At 72.2% G+C, this 17,073-nt stretch carries 17 protein-coding genes and 1 tRNA gene; 10 read left to right on the top strand and 8 right to left on the bottom strand.

The genetic code is table 11. The annotated features are described in order from the left end of the window. Positions 1-1,067: DUF2510 domain-containing protein (locus ABZ192_RS26650; RefSeq protein ID WP_356926979.1), on the bottom strand; the 1,067-nt coding region annotated here is incomplete at its 3' end. 241 nt (positions 1,068-1,308) lie between these two features. Here ABZ192_RS26650 and ABZ192_RS26645 point away from each other — a divergent pair. After that, positions 1,309-1,719: an SsgA family sporulation/cell division regulator gene (locus ABZ192_RS26645; protein ID WP_356926978.1), complete on the top strand. Its 411-nt coding sequence runs from the start codon at positions 1,309-1,311 to the stop codon at positions 1,717-1,719. A 13-nt stretch (positions 1,720-1,732) separates the two neighbouring features. Here the strand turns inward: ABZ192_RS26645 and ABZ192_RS26640 are convergent, their stop codons facing one another. Then, positions 1,733-3,154 carry an FAD-linked oxidase C-terminal domain-containing protein gene (locus ABZ192_RS26640; RefSeq protein ID WP_356926977.1) on the bottom strand — a complete coding sequence of 474 codons (1,422 nt, stop codon included), beginning with the start codon at positions 3,152-3,154 and terminating at the stop codon, positions 1,733-1,735. A gap of 91 nt (positions 3,155-3,245) precedes the next feature. On the opposite strand from ABZ192_RS26640, the gene ABZ192_RS26635 reads away from it, so the two are divergent. Further along, entirely contained in the window at positions 3,246-4,655 is a 1,410-nt protein-coding gene (locus ABZ192_RS26635) for a tetratricopeptide repeat protein (protein WP_356926976.1), read from the top strand. 51 nt (positions 4,656-4,706) lie between these two features. Here the strand turns inward: ABZ192_RS26635 and hppD are convergent, their stop codons facing one another. Further along, the gene (hppD, locus tag ABZ192_RS26630; RefSeq protein WP_356926975.1) at positions 4,707-5,852 is read right to left on the bottom strand and encodes a 4-hydroxyphenylpyruvate dioxygenase; all 1,146 of its coding nucleotides are present in this window, start codon (positions 5,850-5,852) and stop codon (positions 4,707-4,709) included. A 123-nt stretch (positions 5,853-5,975) separates the two neighbouring features. On the opposite strand from hppD, the gene ABZ192_RS26625 reads away from it, so the two are divergent. The 7 genes from ABZ192_RS26625 to ABZ192_RS26595 all read left to right on the top strand — a co-directional run bounded on the left by ABZ192_RS26625 (position 5,976) and on the right by ABZ192_RS26595 (position 10,974). Next, positions 5,976-6,446 (top strand): Lrp/AsnC family transcriptional regulator, encoded by a 471-nt coding sequence (locus ABZ192_RS26625; RefSeq protein WP_020277695.1) that lies wholly within the window; start codon positions 5,976-5,978, stop codon positions 6,444-6,446. Positions 6,447-6,460: 14 nt separating this feature from the next. Continuing rightward, positions 6,461-7,108 (top strand): ABC transporter permease, encoded by a 648-nt coding sequence (locus tag ABZ192_RS26620; RefSeq protein ID WP_356926986.1) that lies wholly within the window; start codon positions 6,461-6,463, stop codon positions 7,106-7,108. Continuing rightward, positions 7,101-8,360 carry a betaine/proline/choline family ABC transporter ATP-binding protein gene (locus ABZ192_RS26615; protein WP_356926974.1) on the top strand — a complete coding sequence of 420 codons (1,260 nt, stop codon included), beginning with the start codon at positions 7,101-7,103 and terminating at the stop codon, positions 8,358-8,360. Before ABZ192_RS26620 ends, ABZ192_RS26615 begins: the two co-directional genes overlap by 8 nt. A 35-nt stretch (positions 8,361-8,395) precedes the next feature. Further along, positions 8,396-9,178, top strand: coding sequence for an ABC transporter permease (locus tag ABZ192_RS26610; RefSeq protein WP_356926985.1), 783 nt, complete (start codon positions 8,396-8,398; stop codon positions 9,176-9,178). Continuing rightward, on the top strand, positions 9,175-10,137 hold the full coding sequence (locus tag ABZ192_RS26605) for a glycine betaine ABC transporter substrate-binding protein (RefSeq protein ID WP_356926973.1): 963 nt from the start codon (positions 9,175-9,177) through the stop codon (positions 10,135-10,137). The genes ABZ192_RS26610 and ABZ192_RS26605 overlap by 4 nt, the downstream gene beginning before the upstream one ends. Positions 10,138-10,205: 68 nt before the next feature. Then, positions 10,206-10,790, top strand: a complete 585-nt coding sequence (locus ABZ192_RS26600; RefSeq protein WP_356926972.1) for a helix-turn-helix domain-containing protein — start codon at positions 10,206-10,208, stop codon at positions 10,788-10,790. 1 nt (position 10,791) lies between these two features. After that, positions 10,792-10,974 carry a hypothetical protein gene (locus tag ABZ192_RS26595; RefSeq protein ID WP_356926971.1) on the top strand — a complete coding sequence of 61 codons (183 nt, stop codon included), beginning with the start codon at positions 10,792-10,794 and terminating at the stop codon, positions 10,972-10,974. Here the strand turns inward: ABZ192_RS26595 and ABZ192_RS26590 are convergent. The 4 genes from ABZ192_RS26590 to ABZ192_RS26575 form a co-directional block, all read right to left on the bottom strand. Beyond that, positions 10,971-11,762, bottom strand: a complete 792-nt coding sequence (locus ABZ192_RS26590) for a S16 family serine protease (protein ID WP_356926970.1) — start codon at positions 11,760-11,762, stop codon at positions 10,971-10,973. The two genes, ABZ192_RS26595 and ABZ192_RS26590, sit on opposite strands and share 4 nt — an antisense overlap. A gap of 99 nt (positions 11,763-11,861) precedes the next feature. Beyond that, positions 11,862-12,503 (bottom strand): helix-turn-helix domain-containing protein, encoded by a 642-nt coding sequence (locus ABZ192_RS26585; RefSeq protein WP_086561612.1) that lies wholly within the window; start codon positions 12,501-12,503, stop codon positions 11,862-11,864. 279 nt (positions 12,504-12,782) lie between these two features. Continuing rightward, the gene (locus ABZ192_RS26580; protein ID WP_356926969.1) at positions 12,783-14,582 is read right to left on the bottom strand and encodes a DEAD/DEAH box helicase; all 1,800 of its coding nucleotides are present in this window, start codon (positions 14,580-14,582) and stop codon (positions 12,783-12,785) included. Between the two features lie 157 nt (positions 14,583-14,739). Continuing rightward, the gene (locus tag ABZ192_RS26575; protein ID WP_356926968.1) at positions 14,740-16,209 is read right to left on the bottom strand and encodes an MFS transporter; all 1,470 of its coding nucleotides are present in this window, start codon (positions 16,207-16,209) and stop codon (positions 14,740-14,742) included. Between the two features lie 194 nt (positions 16,210-16,403). On the opposite strand from ABZ192_RS26575, the gene ABZ192_RS26570 reads away from it, so the two are divergent. Further along, positions 16,404-16,478, top strand: a tRNA-Cys gene (locus ABZ192_RS26570). Positions 16,479-16,491: 13 nt separating this feature from the next. Here the strand turns inward: ABZ192_RS26570 and ABZ192_RS26565 are convergent. Then, positions 16,492-16,980, bottom strand: a complete 489-nt coding sequence (locus ABZ192_RS26565; protein WP_356926967.1) for a DUF6083 domain-containing protein — start codon at positions 16,978-16,980, stop codon at positions 16,492-16,494. Between the last annotated feature and the right edge of the window lie 93 nt (positions 16,981-17,073).

The raw sequence follows: 17,073 nt of genomic DNA, 5'->3' as shown, positions 1-17,073 counted from the left end.
GACAGCGCCGTCGGAGCCGCCGGGGTGGCCGGTACTCCCTGCGCCGCGGCCCGGGCCGCGGCGGCCTTCCCGGCGGCGAAGCCGGGGCGGCTCGAGACGTCACCGGAGGCACCCGCACCGCCCTGCGCGCCGAAGGCGGGTCCCGCCGGGCCCCCGGCCGGGCCCGCGGGGGCGCCGAAACCGGACCCCGCCGGGCCGGCCGAGCCCGTGGAGCCGAAGGCCGCCGCCGCGCCCTGAGAGCCGAAACCGGAGCCTGCCGAGCCGCCACCGGATCCGCCCGGCCCGCCCGGCGCACCGAACCCGGAGCCCGCCGGGCCACTGCCCGGGCCGCCCGAGCCCGCCGGACCGAACCCGGGAGTCCCGGAGTTGCCGCCCTGGCCCCCGGCCGGCGTGGAGCCGCCTCCGGACGCGGCCGTGCCCGGACGCGGGGACACCGCGCGGAACGTCATCGTGCCGTCGTCGGGGGCATCGGCGGAGGCCGCTCCCTGGCCCTTCCCCGTCGGACGGCGGAAGACGAACGTGCTGCCGGCGGCCGCGGCGTTCGCCTCCTGGTCGGCCGGAGACGGTGGTTCGCCCTGCGGGGCGGACTCGCCGGCCGGCTGCCGGTCGGCGTGCGCCACCCTCGGGTCGGCACCCTGCTGAGCCGCACCCTGCTGGGCCGCTCCCTGTGCGCCCTGCGGTGCGCCCCACGCGACACGGCGGTCCTGGTCGCCGCCGAAGCCCGACTGACGGGAGCGGTCGGCGCCCCAGGCGGACGCCGGCTCGGGACGGCTGCCGTGCTGGGCGTCGGCAGGGGACGGCTCGTCGGCCGGGTCCTCGTCGAAAAAGTGCGGGCCGGTCTCCTCGACCGAGGCCGAGCCGGGGCCGGAGCCCGAGCCCGAGGCCGAGCCCGAGGCCGCGGCGCCGGGAGGCGGCGCGAGCGTCTCGCCGTCCTTGGGTGCGGGACGGCTGGTGCCCGGTACCCAGGAGGCACCGTTCCAGTACCGGACATATCCAGGAATGGAAGGGTCCGGGTAATAACCTTCGCGGGGCCTGTCGTCACCGGGGGCCGGGGTTGGGGCGCTCATCTCCGTCGTCCCGTATCTGCTCGAGGGCCAAATGGGGGCCTCCACATCTATCAGACGTGCGCAAGCCCCACTGCCGCTCCCACCGGACCCACCCCTTTCGAGCACCGATGTGCTACGCGTCGCGCGACCCGGCGCCTCCCCCTGCGAAAAACTTCCGGCAACGCGCGTAATGCCGCCGCCCCCGCGCGCTCTCTCCTGCTGACCGGCCCTCACGGGCCCCGTGCAGAGAAGGGGAGACCCCATGCGCACCGTGGTGGAACGCGAACTGGAGCTGAAACTCGTCCTGTCGCCCGAGCGCCGGATCCCGGTGCCGGCCCGGCTCCGGTACGTCACCGACGATCCGTACGCCGTCCACGTGACCTTCCACATCGACTCCGCGCACCCGGTGCACTGGACGTTCGCCCGTGACCTGCTGGTGGAGGGCGTGTTCCGGCCGTGCGGGCGGGGGGACGTGCGGGTGTGGCCGACGAAGGCCGAGGAGCGCAGCGTCGTGCTGGTGGCGCTGACTTCACCCGACGGGGACGCCCTGCTGGAGGCGCCCGCCGCCCCCGTGTCGGCCTGGCTGGAGCGCACGCTGCGGGTGGTCCCGCCGGGGACGGAGGGTGAGCAGCTCGGTCTGGACGACGAGCTGGCCGAGCTGCTCGCGCAGTGAGGACGCGCGACCTTCAGAACAGCTTGCCCGGGTTGAGGATGTTCAGCGGGTCGAAGGCCTGTTTGACGGCCCGCTGCATCTCCATCCCGACGGGGCCGATCTCGCGCGCCAGCCACTCCTTCTTCAGCACGCCCACGCCGTGCTCCCCGGTGATGGTGCCGCCGAGTTCCAGGCCGAGGGCCATGATCTCGTCGAAGGACTCGCGGGCACGCCGGGACTCGTCGGGGTCGGCCGGGTCGAAACACACCGTCGGGTGGGTGTTGCCGTCCCCCGCATGGGCGACGACCCCGATGGTCAGCCGGTACTTCTCGGCGATGCGGTCCACCCCGTCGAGCATCTCGGCGAGCCGGGAGCGGGGCACGCACACGTCGTCGATCATCGTGACGCCCTTGACGGCCTCCAGCGCGGTGAGCGACAACCGTCGTGCCTGGAGGAGCAGTTCGGACTCCGCCGCGTCGTCGGCGGGGACGACCTGGGTGGCGCCGGCGGCCTCGCACAGCGCGCCGACGGCGGCGAGGTCGGCGGCCGGGTCGGTGGTGTCGAAGGCGGCCAGGAGCAGGGCCTCGGTGGTCTCCGGGAGGCCCATCTGCGCCAGGTCGTTGACGGCCTTGACCGTCGTACGGTCCATGAGTTCGAGGAGTGACGGGACGTGGCCGCCCTCCATGATGCGGCACACGGCGTCGCAGGCGGCGGCCCCGGAGGCGAACTCGGCGGCCAGCACGAGCTGCTCGGGCGGCTTGGGACGCAGGCCGAGCACGGCCCGTACGACGATGCCGAGCGAGCCCTCGGCGCCGACGAACAGCCGGGTCAGGTCGTACCCGGCGACGCCCTTGGCGGTGCGGCGGCCGGTGGACATGAGGCGCCCGTCGGCGAGCACGACGTCCAGTCCGAGGACGTACTCGGCGGTGACTCCGTACTTCACGCAGCACAGGCCGCCCGAGGCCGTGCCGATGTTGCCGCCGATGGTGCACATCTCCCAGCTGGAGGGGTCCGGCGGGTAGTACAGGCCCTGTTCGCCGACGGCCCGGGACAGGGCGGCGTTGATCACGCCGGGCTCGACGACGGCGACGCGGTCGACCGGGTTGATCTCCAGGATCCGGTCCATCTTGGTCAAGGAGAGCACGATGCAGCCGTCGGAGGCGTTCGCGGCGCCGGACAGTCCGGTGCGGGCGCCTTGCGGGACGACCGGGACGCGCAGGGCGGTGGCGGTGCGCATCACGTGCTGGACCTGCTCCACCGTGCGGGGCAGGACGACCACGGCCGGGGCGCCGGCCGGGCAGAAGCTCGCCATGTCGTGGGCGTAGGAGGCCGTGACGTCGGGGTCGGTGAGGACCGCCTCGGCGGGCAGGCCGCCGAGCAGGAGGTCGACGAGGTTGCCGGTCGCTGCGGTGTCCGCGCCTTCGGAGCTGGGCGCTTCGATACGGCTCATGATCACAGGTTCGCACCCGGGGCCATCGGTGTGAACCCGTCGGCGGCACCCTTCGCCTGCCCGGGTGTGGTCGTCGTACTGACGCACAGTGAGCGCCATGGAGAACCAGCAGAAGCCCCCCGAGGGCCGCTTCCGCACCCGGCGGGTGGTGCTCGGCTGCGTCGCGGGGTGTGCCGTGCTCGGCGGGGTGCTGGTGCTGCTGCCGTCAGGGCGGCCGGCCGAGCCCGCTCCGCCGTCGCCGGGGGCGCTGGCCATGGCGGCGGTCGGCGCCGGGGTGCCGGCGGCGCTGCCCGACCTGGCGGAGCTGATCGACGAGCGGGAGCAGCGGGTGCGGACGCGTCCGAAGGACGCGACGTCCTGGGCGGTGCTCGGCGCGGCGTACGTGGAGCAGGGGCGGCGGCTGGCCGACCCGGCGTACTACCCGCGCGCGGAGAAGGCGTTGCGGACGTCGCTGGCGGTGCGGCCGCGGCGCAACACCCGGGCCCTGGCCGGACTGGCCGCGCTGGCCAACGCGCGCCGGGACTTCCCCGCCGCGCGCCGCTGGGGCGAGGCGGCGCGGACCCTGGAGCCCCGGCGGTGGACGACGTATCCGCTGCTCATCGACGCCTACACCGGGCTCGGCGAGCACGCGGCGGCCAAGCGGGCGCTGGACCGGCTGACGGAGCTGCGCTCGGGTCCCGCCGTGCTGGCGCGGGCCGCGGCCGTCTACCGCGACCGGGGCCGGCGGGAGGACGCGGCGGCCTCGCTGGCGGACGCGGCGGCGGGCGCGCGGGCACCGGCCGAGCGGGCGGCCTATCTGGAGCGGGCCGGGCAGCTGGCCTGGGAACGCGGGGACCTCCAGGACGCGCTGCGGCATTTCCAGGAGGCGGTGCGCCTCGACCCGGACCAGCGAGCGGCGCAGGCCGGGCAGGGCCGGACGCTGGCGGCCCTGGGCCGCACGACGGAGGCGCTGAACGCCTACCGGGTGGCCCTCGCCAGGCAGCCCTGTCCCCGGTACGCCCTGGAACTGGGCGAGTTGTACGAGTCGCTGGGGATGCCGGAGGCGGCCCGGGTGCAGTACGACCTGCTGCGGGAGCGGGTCCGGGTCGCAGCGGCGGGCGGGGCCGACGAGGAACTGGTGCTGGGGCAGTTCGAGGCGGACCACGGCGATCCGCGGGAGGCGGTACGGCGGTTGCGGGCCCAGTGGAGCCGCCAGCCGGGGACCGAGGTCGCCGACGCGCTGGGCTGGGCGCTGCACCGGGCGGGCCGGCACGAGGAGGCCCTGCGGTTCGCGGTGCGGGCGACGGAGAGCGACCCCGCGGGCGGGGTGCGCAGCGCGGCGTACGCCTATCACCGCGGCATGATCGAGCGGGAGCTGGAGCGGTACGGGGCCGCGCGACGCCATCTCGCGGAGGCCCTGCGGATCAACCCGCACTTCTCACCGCTGCACGCCCCTGCGGCGCGGGCGGCGTCGGAGGCGCTGGGGGAGCCGCCGGACGACGAGGTGCCCCGGATGGAGGAGGAATGAGGGCGTGCGGGTGCCCCGTGACACCCGCACGAGCTCACAGGGAACGTCGGGTCACAGGTTGCCGCGGCGGGCCTGCTCGCGCTCGATCGCCTCGAACAGGGCCTTGAAGTTGCCCTTGCCGAAGCCCATCGAGCCGTGGCGTTCGATGATCTCGAAGAAGACGGTCGGGCGGTCCTGGACCGGTTTGGTGAAGATCTGCAGCAGGTAGCCGTCCTCGTCGCGGTCGGCGAGGATCTTCAGCTCGCGCAGGGTGTCGATCGGGACCCGCGTCTCGCCGACCCACTCCCCCAGCGTGTCGTAGTACGAGTCGGGCGTGTTGAGGAACTCCACGCCGGCCGCGCGCATGGTGCGCACCGTCTGGACGATGTCGTTGGTGTTGAGCGCGATGTGCTGCACGCCCGCGCCGCCGTAGAACTCCAGGTACTCGTCGATCTGGGACTTCTTCTTGGCGATGGCCGGCTCGTTGATCGGGAACTTGACCTTGAGCGTGCCGTCGGCGACGACCTTCGACATCAGCGCGCTGTACTCGGTGGCGATGTCGTCGCCCACGAACTCCTTCATGTTCGTGAAGCCCATCACCTTGTTGTAGAAGCCGACCCACTCGTTCATCCGGCCGAGCTCGACGTTGCCGACGCAGTGGTCGATGGCCTGGAAGGTGCGGTGGGCGGGCGGCTCGACCATCGGCTGGGCCGCCACGAAGCCGGGCAGGTACGGGCCGTCGTAGCCGGAGCGCTCGACGAGGGTGTGGCGGGTCTCGCCGTAGGTGGCGATGGCGGCCAGGACGACCGTGCCGTGCTCGTCCTTCAGCTCGTACGGCTCGGCCACCGAGCGGGCACCGTGCTCCAGGGCGTAGGCGTACGCGGCGCGCGCGTCCGGCACCTCGATGGCGAGGTCGACGACGCCGTCGCCGTGCTCGGCCACGTGCCGGGCGAGGAAGTGGCCCCAGTCCGTGGACGGCTTGATGACCGACGTGAGGACGAAGCGGGCCGAGCCGTTCTCCAGGACGTAGGCAGCGGTCTCGCGGCTGCCGTTCTCCGGTCCGGAGTAGGCGACCAGCTTCATGCCGAAGGCGGTGGAGTAGTAGTGCGCCGCCTGCTTGGCGTTGCCCACGGCGAAGACGACCGCGTCCATTCCCTTGACCGGGAAGGGGTCGGCCTGCCGGGCGGTGTCGGGAGTGTGGTGTGTGGTCTGCGTCATAGCCGCAGGGTCTCCCCGCTCGGCAAGGTGCGCAATAGTTTGCGTTTCCGCTGGGCAATCTGTTCAGCAATACGGCCGTGTCGACGGCGCTTCTGTACAGGATGACCATGCCGGGAGGCTGCTGTGGCGATCGATCATCTGGACGGCCGGATCATCCTGCTGCTGGCGCGGGAGCCGCGGATCGGGGTGCTGGAGATGTCGCGCCGGCTCGGCGTGGCCCGCGGCACGGTGCAGGCGCGGCTGGACCGGCTTCAGTCGAACGGAGTCATCCGCGGCTTCGGCCCGGAGGTGGATCCGGCGGCGCTCGGCTACCCGGTCACGGCGTTCGCGACGCTCCAGATCCGGCAGGGCCAAGGCGCCGACGTACGGGCCCACTTGGCGACCGTGCCCGAGGTGCTGGAGCTGCACACCACCACCGGCAGCGGGGACATGCTGTGCCGGCTGGTGGCCCGCTCGAACGCCGATCTCCAGCGTGTGATCGACCGGGTCGTCGGTTTTGATGGCATCGTCCGGGCCTCCACGGCGATCGTCATGGAGAACCCCGTTCCGCTGCGGATCATCCCGTTGGTGGAGCAGGCCGCGGAGGAGACCTGAATCGTGGGGTGAGTGTGAACTTCTGGGAGTACGTGGCGGGGCGGCACCAGCAACTGCTCACGGACGCCTACCAGCACGCGAGCGCCGTCTTCCAGTGCATGGTCGTCGCGACCGTGCTCGGGGTCCTCATCGGCGTCGCCACCTACCGCAGCGCGTGGGCCGGGAACCTCGCGACCACGGCCACCGCCACCATCCTGACCGTGCCGGCGCTCGCCCTGATCGGGCTGCTTATCCCGGTCGTGGGCCTGGGTGTGGCGCCGACGGTGATCGCGCTGACGCTGTACGGGCTGCTGCCGGTCGTGCGCAACGCGATCGTCGGGCTGCGCGGGGTCGACCCGGCGCTGGTCGACGCGGCCACGGGCATCGGGATGTCCCGCCCGGCGCGGCTGCTGCGGATCGAGTTGCCGCTGGCCTGGCCGCCGATCCTGACCGGCATCCGGGTCGCGACCCAGATGCTGATGGGCATCGCGGCCATCGCGGCGTACGCCTCGGGACCGGGTCTCGGCAACGTCATCTTCCGCGGCCTCGCCTCGCTGGGCAGCGCCAACGCGCTCAACCAGGTCCTCGCGGGCACGCTCGGCATCATCGTCCTGGCGCTGCTGTTCGACGCCGCGTACGTCCTGATCGGGCGGCTGACCGTTCCCAGGGGGATCCGTGCCTGAGACCGACGGCCACGGGGCCTCCATCGAGCTGGAGAGCCTGACCAAGCGGTACCCCGGCAGTGCGCAGCCGGCCGTGGACAACGTGAGCATGGAGATCAAGGCGGGCGAGGTCGTCGTCCTCGTCGGCCCCTCGGGCTGCGGCAAGTCGACCCTGCTCAAGATGATCAACAGGTTGATCGAGCCGACCGGCGGCCGTATCCGCATGGGCGGCGAGGACGTCACCGACATCGACCCGGTCGCGCTGCGCCGCAAGGTCGGCTACGCGATCCAGTCCGCCGGGCTCTTCCCGCACATGACGGTCGCCCAGAACATCGGCCTCGTCCCGAGGATGATCGGCTGGCCGAAGGCCCGGATCAGGGCGCGGACCGAGGAGCTGCTCGACCTCGTCGGCCTCGACCCCGGCGAGTTCCACGGCCGCTACCCGCGTCAGCTCTCCGGCGGCCAGCAGCAGCGCGTGGGCGTGGCCCGGGCCCTGGCCGCCGATCCCCCGGTGCTGCTGATGGACGAGCCGTTCGGGGCGGTGGACCCGATCACCCGCGACCATCTCCAGGACGAGCTGATCCGGCTCCAGCACGAACTGCACAAGACGATCGTCTTCGTCACGCACGACTTCGACGAGGCCATCAAGATCGGCGACCGGATCGCCGTGCTGCGCGAGCGGTCCCACATCGCCCAGTTCGACAGTCCGGAGGCGATCCTCACCAACCCGGCGGACGACTTCGTGTCCGGGTTCGTCGGCGCCGGGGCGGCGCTGAAGCGGCTGAACCTGACCCGCGTACGGGACGTGGAGATCACCGACTATCCGACGGTGACGATCGACGACCCGTTGCAGCAGATCTTCAACCGGCTGCGGGCCGGCGGCACCAACGAGGTCCTGCTGCTCGACCGGCGCGGCCGCCCCTACAAGTGGCTCCGGCGCGGCGACCTCATGCGGGCCCGGGGCTCGCTGGCCCGTGCCGGGACGCTGGTGCACGACACGGTCACCCGGGACGCGACCCTGCGGGACGCGCTGGAGGCGGTGCTCACCGACAACACCGGGCGGGTGGCGGTGACGGGACGGCACGGTGAGTACACCGGCGTCGTCGACATGGAGACGCTCCTCAACTCCGTGCACGACATGCTGGAGGCCGACCGGCTGGACGCGCTGGAGCACCAGCACGAACTGGAGGAGCTGCGGGCGGCGCAGACGCACGCGGAGCAGGAGGGCGGCGGGGACGTCACGGGCGTGGGCGGCTTCGGAGGGACACGGTGACCGCTCCGGGGCAGGTGCGCACCGCCCCCGGACCGGTGGACGAGGAGGAGGCCGAGGCGCCCCGGACGCCGCCCGGCCCGCCGCCCCGGCGCGTCGGCCGGCAGAAGCTGACCGTGCTGCCCGCGGTCTTGGTGGCCGTACTCCTCGCCACCTGGCTCTGGTTCCGGCAGGCCGACCTGGACGCGCTGACCCGCAACGCCCTGTCGGACGGCCAGGTCTCCAAGGCCCTGTGGCAGCACATCCAACTGACCGTGATCTCCACGTTCTTCGTGCTGGTCATCGCGATCCCACTGGGGATCCTGCTGACCCGCCCGGCGTTCCGCAGGGCCACTCCGGTGGCGATGGCGTTCGCCAACATGGGGCAGGCGACGCCCGCGATCGGCCTGCTGGCACTGCTCGTCATCTGGCTGGGCATCGGCCGCAGGGCCGCCCTGATCGGCATCATCGCCTACGCCGTGCTGCCCGTGCTGTCGAACACGATCACCGGCCTGAAGGCGAACGACCCGACGCTGCTGGAGGCGGCCCGGGGCATCGGAATGTCACCGGCGGGAGTGCTGACCCAGGTCGAACTCCCCCTCGCCGTCCCGCTGATCCTGGCGGGTGTCCGCACGGCCCTCGTCCTGAGCGTCGGCACGGCGACCCTGGCCGTCTTCGGCGGGGGCGGCGGACTGGGCGTGCTGATCACGACCGGGATCACCAACCAGCGGATGCCGGTGCTGGTGCTGGGCTCGGTCCTCACGGTGGTCCTGGCGCTGCTGGTGGACTGGCTGGCCTCGCTGGCGGAAGTGCTCCTGCGGCCCCGGGGACTCCAGCCATGAGACGGCGGTTGTTCCTGGCGCCGGCAGCGGGACTGCTGGTCGCGGGGTGCGGCCTGACCAGCGGCTCCCCCATGGCGGACGACGTGCGGCCCGGGTCGGTCGGGCGGGGCGAGCCGCTCAAGGGCGCGAGCCTGACGGTGACGTCCAAGTCGTTCACCGAGGGGCTGATCCTCGGCGCGATCATGGGCATCGCCCTGGAGGCGGCCGGTGCGGAGGTGCTCGACCGCACGGGCATCCAGGGGTCCATCGGCAGCCGCGAGGCCGTCCGCAAAGGGGACGCCGACGCCGGGTACGAGTACACGGGCACGGCCTGGATCACGTACCTGGGCAACAGCGAGCCGGTCACCGATCCGCGCGCGCAGTGGGAGGCGGTGAAGAAGGCCGACGCGGCGAACGGGCTGGCCTGGCTGCGTCCGTCGTCCCTGAACAACACGTACGCGCTGGCGATGAACCAGGAGAACGCGAAGAAGTACGGCACGAAGACCCTGTCGGACGTGGCGGAGCTGGCGAAGTCCGACCCGGGGGCGGTGAAGCTGTGCGTGGAGGTCGAGTTCGCGAACCGGGCGGACGGGTTGCCGGGCATGCAGCGGGCGTACGGGATGGAGCTGCCGGCGCGGAACGTCACGCAGATGGACACGGGGATCATCTACACCCAGACGTCGAAGGGGAGTTGCCCGTACGGGGAGGTGTTCACCACCGACGGGCGCATCGACTCCATGAACCTGGCGGTCATGGCGGACGACAGGAAGTTCTTCCCCAACTACAACGCCGCGCCGATGATCAACGCGAAGACGTTGAAGGAGCGGCCGGCGATCGCGGACGTCCTGGACCCGGTGACGGCGCGGCTGGACAACACGGTGGCGCGGAGGCTGAACGCGAAGGTGGATGTGGAGGGGGAGGATCCGCATCAGGTGGCGTTGGAGTGGATGGTGGAGGAGGGGCTGGTCAGGGAGGAGTGACCCGGACCGATGGAGAGAGTTGCAAAGAAAGCCTTGCAAGGATTCCTTTGCAAGGATAGCTTTGCATCGTGACCGAACCCCAGAACCCGCACGTGCGGCAACTCGACGCCCGATCCCTACGAGGACTCGCGCACCCCCTGCGGATGCAGCTGCTCGACGCCCTGCGCTTCGGCGGCCCGGCCACCGCCTCGCAACTGGCCGCGAAGCTGGGCGAGTCCAGCGGCGCCACCAGCTATCACCTGCGCCAACTCGCGGAGTACGGCTTCATCGAGGACGCCCCCGAGCACGGCAAGGGCCGTGAGCGGTGGTGGAAGGCGGCTCACTACGGCCTCCGTTTCGACGACGCCCTGCTCACCGATTCGGACCCGGCCGTGCGCGGCGCGGCGGACATGTACCTCCACGAGGTCGCCACCACGCAGACCCGGGACCTGTCGACATGGCTGGGCAACCGCGACTCATGGCCCGAGGAGTGGAGCCGCGTGTGGGACATGAGCAGCTGGACGCTGCGACTGACGCCCGAACTGACGCAAGAGCTCGTCGAGAAGATGCACGCGCTGCTCGACACCTACCGCGACCGCGCGGCCACCGAGGACACCCCCGGCGCCGAGCAGGTGCGCCTCCACACCCACGCCTTCCCGATCAGGACGGACTGAGATGCACCCCGACATCCACCTCGCCCTGCACCACGCCCGCGCCGCCGACCTCCGCGCCGAGACCGGAGGCCGGGGCCCCACCGCCCGGAACAGCCATGGCCTCCGTACCCGCCTCGGCTGGACCCTCGTGGAGGTCGGGTTAAGGCTCGCCACCCGGCCGGGGCCGGCAGCCGCCGCCCACTAACAGCTGGGCACGGACCCCTTCCCCGTCTCCAGGGACACCAGCGAACTCACCGTGCTCTTCAGCGTGGTCACCGGAATCAGCCGCAGGCCCTTCGGCAGTTCGGCTCGCGCGTCCGCGCACTCCGCCTTCGGGACGAGGAACACGGTCGCCCCGTCCCGCTTGGCGGCCTGGGTCTTGAGGGCGACGCCGCCCACCGCCCCGACCGTGCCGTCGGCGGCGATCGTGCCGGTGCCGGCGATGACACGGCCCCCGGTGAGATCACCACCCGTGCCGTCGCCGTCGAGCTTGTCGATGATCCCCAGGGAGAACAGCAGCCCGGCACTGGGCCCGCCCACGTCCGCGAGCCGCAGGCCGACCTTGACGTCCTTGTCGTCGAGGCCGAGATAGTTCAGCGCGGCCTGCGTCGCCGCGTCCTGGGACTCCTTCATCTGCTTCTCGTTGTGCCGCTCGATCTCCTGGACGGAGTCGCCGCTCGGGTAGATCGCGTCGCGCGGCATGACCGCCCGGTCCGTGCGGAACCAGTTGTCGATGACGTCCGGGAGCGAGACCCGGGTGTCCGGTGAGGTCGCCACGATGGTGGTCATACGCAGCTGACCGGGTGTCTCCCGGGTCGGCGCGCCCTTGATGGTGATCACCGGGGCGCCCTTGTCCTCCCCGAGCACGTTCGTCGTCTGCCCGGGCTGCGCCACCGAGAACGGCAGCGGCGCGAACACCGCCGTGGCGAGCAGAGCCACGACGGGCAGGGCGCAGACGGCGATGGCCTGGGGACGCGTGAGACGAGAGAACACGGGATCAATCTAACTCGGGCACGGAATCGGGCCGGTCCCAGGTCGCCCGGGGCCCGGCCGGAGGGATCCGCACACGTCAGCACAGCGCGTCCGCACAGGTCAGCGCAGCGCGTCCGCGACCTCTCGTGCCGCCTCGACGACCCTGTCCCCCACCCGCTCCGGCACCACGTCCGCCAGCATCACCACGCCCACGCTGCCCTCGACGCCCGTCACGCCCAGCAGCGGCGCCGCCGCCCCGCACGCGCCGGCCTCCAGCTCGCCGTGGGTCAGCGTGAAGCCCGGGTCCGTCATCGGGTGCTGCCGGGCCGCGAGGATCGCCTTGCCCGCGGCGCCCCGGTCCAGGGGGTGGCGGAATCCTGCCCGGTAGGCGACGTGGTAGTCCGTCCAGGTCGGCTCCACCACGGCCACGGCGAGGGCGTCCGCCCCGTCCACCAGGGTCAGGTGCGCCGTCGCGCCGATGTCCTCGGCCAGCGACCGCAGTGCCGGCATCGCGGCCTCTCGTACGAGGGGGTGGACCTGCCGGCCCAGACGCAGCACGCCGAGCCCGACCCGGGCACGTCCGCCCAGGTCACGGCGTATGAGCGCGTGCTGTTCCAGCGTGGCGAGCAACCGGTACACCACGGTCCGGTTGACGCCCAGTTTGAGGGAGAGCTCGGTCACGGTCAGTCCGTGGTCCGTGTCGGCGAGCAGCTTGAGGACCCGTAGTCCCCTGTCGAGCGTCTGGGAGGTCTCCGCGGTCACGACGCCCACTCCTTAGTGGTGAGGTCGACGGCCCCCTGGTCGGTGGATGCGTCACCGAGTCCCGTCGGCGACGCGCTTCAGAGGCCGCCGATCGGCCGGCGGCCCGGCCTGTCCGGGCCGCGTCGCTTCACGGCTGCGCTCCGCGGCGGCGCTGCCACGGGGCGTGTGCGTAGCCGGACAGTAGCGAAGGGAGTTCGCTGAGCGGAAGGCTCCGTCCAGAATCCGGGCACCGGCCAGGACCGACTGGCGCCCTTTGCCCGCATACGTACGACACGGGGGTCACTTCATGCGCGTGGCCCACTCCTGCACCTTGGCGATGCGCTGCCGTAGCTGCCCCGCCGTCGCCTCCGCCGCCGCAGGCCCCCCGCACACGCGCCGCAGCTCCGTGTGGATCACGCCGTGCGGCTTGCCGCTCTGGTGGACGTACGCGCCGACCATCGTGTTGAGCTGCCGCCGCAGCTCCATCATCTCCTTGTGCGAGACGACCGGCCGCCGCTCGGCGGGCACTTCGAGCAGGTCGGCCTCCGCGTCCGGCTTCTTGCGGCTGTGCGCGATCTGCCGGGCCTGCCGCTTCTGCAGCAGCAGCTGGACCTGGTCGGGCTCCAGCAGCCCGGGGATGCCGAGGTAGTCCTGCTCCTCCTCGCTGCCCGGGTGGGCCTGCATGCCGAACTCGGCGCCGTTGTACATGACCCGGTCGAAGACCGCGTCGGACTCCAGCGCCTCGAAGGGCAGCATGTCCTGCTCGCCGGTGTCCTCGTCCTGCTCCTTGTTCGCCTCCTCCATCTCCTTCTCGGATTCGGCGTACGGGTCCTCCTCGCCCTCCTTCTTGGGCTTGTCGAGGACGTGGTCGCGTTCGCGCTCCATCTCGTTGGCGAAGGAGAGCAGGTCCGGCACGGTCGGCAGGAACACGGAGGCCGTCTCGCCGCGCCGCCGGGACCGTACGAAACGGCCGACGGCCTGAGCGAAGAACAGCGGCGTCGAGATGGTGGTGGCGTACACCCCGACGGCGAGCCGGGGCACGTCGACGCCCTCGGACACCATCCGCACCGCGACCATCCACCGGTCGGTGTTGTTGCTGAACTCGTCGATCCGCTCGGAGGCGCCGGAGTCGTCGGACAGCACGAGGGTCGCCTTGCTGCCCGTGATCTCGCGGATCAGCTTGGCGTACGCGCGCGCCGAGTCCTGGTCGGAGGCGATGACGAGCGCACCTGCGTCCGGGATGGCCTTCCTGACCTCGGTCAGCCGCTGGTCGGCGGCGCGCAGCACGGCCGGCATCCACTCGCCGCGCGGATCGAGGGCGGTCCGCCAGGCCTGGCTGATGGCGTCCTTGGTCATGGGCTCGCCGAGCCGCGCGGCGACCTCGTCACCGGCCTTGGTACGCCAGCGCATGTTGCCGCTGTAGGAGAGGAAGATGACGGGCCGGACGACGTTGTCGGCCAGGGCGTTGCCGTAGCCGTAGGTGTAGTCGGCGGCGGACCGCCGGATTCCGTCCTGCCCCTCCTCGTACGTCACGAAGGGGATGGGGTTGGTGTCGGACCGGAAGGGCGTACCGGTCAGGGCCAGCCGGCGGGTCGCGGGCTCGAAGGCCTCCAGACAGGCCTCGCCCCAGGACTTGCTGTCACCGGCGTGGTGGATCTCGTCGAGGATGACCAGGGTCTTGCGCTGCTCCACGCGGTTGCGGTGCAGCATGGGCCGCACGCCGACACCCGCGTACGTCACGGCGACCCCGTGGTACTCCCGGCCGAGCGGCCCGGCGCTGTACTCCGGGTCGAGCTTGATGCCTATCCGGGCCGCGGCCTCCGCCCACTGCTTCTTCAGGTGCTCGGTCGGGGCCACGACGGTGACCTGCTGCACGACATGGTGGTGCAGCAGCCAGGACGCCAGCGTCAGCGCGAAGGTCGTCTTGCCGGCGCCGGGGGTGGCGACCGCCAGGAAGTCCCGCGGCTGCTCCTGGATGTACTTCTCCATCGCGCCCTGCTGCCAGGCGCGCAGCTTGTTTGCGGTACCCCAGGGGGCGCGGCCGGGGAACGCCGGGGACAGGTGGTGCGAGGCAGAGCTGGTGCCGGCGGTGGTAGTCACGGTCTCCGTTGGGGGTCGGGCGGCTCGTTCGAGGGAGCCTGACGGCTCGGCTACGTATGACAACCGGGCCACCCTACCGGCGCCCTGCCCCTGCTCATGCGCGGACGAGCCCGGGTCATGCCAGGGTGGGATTCACGTCACAGCCCGGCAGGGCTCCTCACCGCTCCCGCAGCCGCGTGGTCACCCAGGCCCCCACCAGCGCGACCACCGCCATCGGCAGGAACACCGCGGCGAAGGCGGCCGGGTGGGAGGCGGTGGCGGTGGTGGTGTCGTGGGTGACCGTGCCGCCGCCGAGGGCCGCGAAGGCGGCGCCGCCGGCGGAGAGCAGGACGACGTTGGACAGGCCGTCGGAGATCTGGAGGGCGGCGGAGTTGGTGCCGGCCTCCTCGGGGGCGGAGAGCTTGAGCAGGAGCACGCTCGTGGAGGAGATGACGAGACCCATGCCGAAGCAGCCGAAGGCCCAGGCGACGGCCAGGGTCCACACGGGCACGGAGTCGAGCAGCACACTCGGCGCGGTGGCGATGGCCGCCGCCACCAGCAGCATGCCGAAGGTCGTCAACCGCTCCCGGTAGGGCTCGAACCGCGGCCGCGACTGCACCCATGAGCCCAGCGCCCAGGTTCCGCCGCCCGCGGCGAGCGAGAACCCGGCCAGGGTCGGACTGAGCCCGCGCTGGGTCACCAGCATCAGCGGCACGAAGGACTCCGCGGCGATGAAGGACCCCGCGGCGACGCCGCGCAGCAGCACGACGGAGGGCAGCCCGCGAGCGGCCCGGTAGGTGCCGCGCGGGAGCAGCCCGAGCACGGCGGGCACCAGCAGGACCAGTCCGGCGGCGCCCGGCAGGAGCGAGAGCGGGCGCAGGTCCTGGGCGGCGTACTGGAGGAGGCCGGCACCGAGGGAGATGGCCAGGGCCAGGCGGATGCGGCGGCGGTTGAGGGAAGGGGGCCGACCGGGCGGAGAAGGCTCCGAGTCCGGCGTAGGCACCGGCCCGGACGCGCGGCGCCGTATCTGCGGCAGCGCGAGCGCGAGCGGGAAGACGACGAGCACGGGTATCCCGATGAACACCCACCGCCACCCGAGCTGCTCGGTCACCGTGCCGGCGGCGAGCGGGCCGACGATCGACGGCAGGATCCAGCCCGCGGCGAACGCGGCCATGATGGCCGGTCGCAGCCGCTCCGGATACGCCCGCCCGACGACGACGTACAGCGCGACGATCACCAGCCCGCCGCCGAGCCCCTGCACGGCCCGCCCCAGGATGAACACCCACATCGCCCCGGCCGTCCCCGACAGCAGCAGCCCCGCCCCGAAGGAGGCGATGCCCGTCGTCAACGGCCCGAGGGGCCCGCGCCGGTCCGACCACTGCCCGGAGAGCACCATCCCGAACAGACTCGTCGTGAAGTATCCGGAGAACGCGAACGCGTACAGCGGTACCCCGTCCAGCTCCCGCGCCGCGACGGGCATCGCCGTACCGACCGCCGTCGCCTCGAAGGCGATGAGCAGCACCACGGAGACGATCCCGAAGCTCAGCGCCCGGTACTCCCGCCCCAGCACAGTGCCGTCCGGCGCGGGTACGGAAGTCGGGCCATCGGCTTCCACGACATCTGCGTCACGCGGCTTCGGGGCGGTCATGACCGCCAGAGTAAGGGCCACGCGGCACTTTGACCCCTGTCCCGAGATGGTCCCGGCGTGGGACCTTGGTCGTACGCCCCTCCTTTCGGCCACCCCCTTCATGAACTGCGTATGGCAGTCATATTGCAGCCCACACGATGCCCTTGAACCCTCACTCGCCCCCCACCTACGGTCACTGCACCGAGTTCGAACACGGCCGTGTGCCCGAGTGGTTCAGGGGCTCGCCTGCAAAGCGAGTTACGCGGGTTCGAATCCCGCCACGGCCTCCACAGGCGTCAAGCGTCAGCCGGCGTCGGGAAGCGCTCCCGGTCCGGTTTCCTCGTCCGCCTTCCGCCGCGCCCGGCGCGCGTTCTCCGCCCGTACGGCGTCCAGCCACCGCCAGAGGCCGACCTCCTCGATCCTCAGCCCGGGGCAGGCGATCCGGTGCGGTACGCGGCACACCGCACCGGGCGCGGGCTCGTCCTCGCGGCTGTTCCACGCCGTCCCGTCGGAGTCCACGTACCAGCGGTGCCAGGCGGGCACCATGTGCGCGGGCACCGGCATGTCCGGTTCCAGGAGGACATGCCAGCCGTAGTAGGTGACACGCCGGTCCCCGACGAGCCCGCAGTCGGGGCAGACGGGCGGAGCGGGCGGTTCGGGGCCGGTGGCGCCTTCCATCGCGGCCTGGGCCCGGTCGGTCTTCTCCCACGGCCGCGGGGCGTCCGGTGGCCGCTGCCGGTGTCCGTCGGGGTCGGGTAGCGGGATGATGCTCGACTCGTCTGTGTCCCCCATGGTGCGAGCATGTGCGCGGGTCGGTGACCGGGAAAGGGCGCGTTCAGGGCGCAACGGGGCAATCCGCCGGGCGTCGGGGTTCGGTGCACGGCT

The sequence above is a fragment of the Streptomyces sp. NPDC006235 genome (assembly GCF_040613735.1).
Lineage (GTDB): Bacteria > Actinomycetota > Actinomycetes > Streptomycetales > Streptomycetaceae > Streptomyces.
The sequence above is the reverse complement of the archived record's forward strand: the minus strand, read 5'-3'. Positions and strand labels throughout refer to the sequence as shown.